The organism is Xanthomonas sp. SHU 166 (genome assembly GCF_000364685.1).
GTDB classification, from domain to species: Bacteria; Pseudomonadota; Gammaproteobacteria; order Xanthomonadales; family Xanthomonadaceae; genus Xanthomonas_A; species Xanthomonas_A sontii.
Map to the genome: position 1 here is coordinate 1 of NZ_AQOJ01000602.1, position 466 is coordinate 466.

Consider the following 466-nt stretch of genomic DNA (forward strand, 5'->3'; position numbering starts at 1 on the left):
TGTGGGCGCAGGCGCACGCCGTGGCCGGTGCCGGTGCCGGTGCCGGTGCCGCCTGAGCGGGCCGGCGCAGGCGGCCGCGATGCAACGCGGCGTGGCGAAGCGGACGTTGCGCCGAAGTCGCAACGTCCCACGCAGACGTCACTGTCTCTCCCAACGTGCATCGCACGCTCTAGAATCCGGCCATGCTCGTTCGCGCCCTGCTCGTCGTCCTGACCATCCTCAACCTTGGCGTCGCGGTGTGGTGGGCGATGCAGCCGCCGACCCCGCCAGCGGTGCCGATGCCGGCCGTGCCGGCCGGGGTGGCGACGCTGCAACTGGTCAATGAAGCGCCGGCGCCGGCTGCTGCGCCAACTGCGCCGACGGCCGCGCCTGTCGCCGCGCCAGCCGATGCGCAAGCGGACACCGCCGTCGCTGCCGATCCTGTCGAAGCGGTTCCGGCGCAGGCTGACGCACCGGCGGCTCCCAC

1 pseudogene is annotated in these 466 nt (G+C 73.6%); it reads left to right on the forward strand.

Features of this window, described 5'->3' with window-relative positions:
• Positions 1–182 precede the first annotated feature (182 nt).
• Positions 183–466: pseudogene (locus tag D180_RS23985) on the forward strand (SPOR domain-containing protein); the annotation flags it as partial.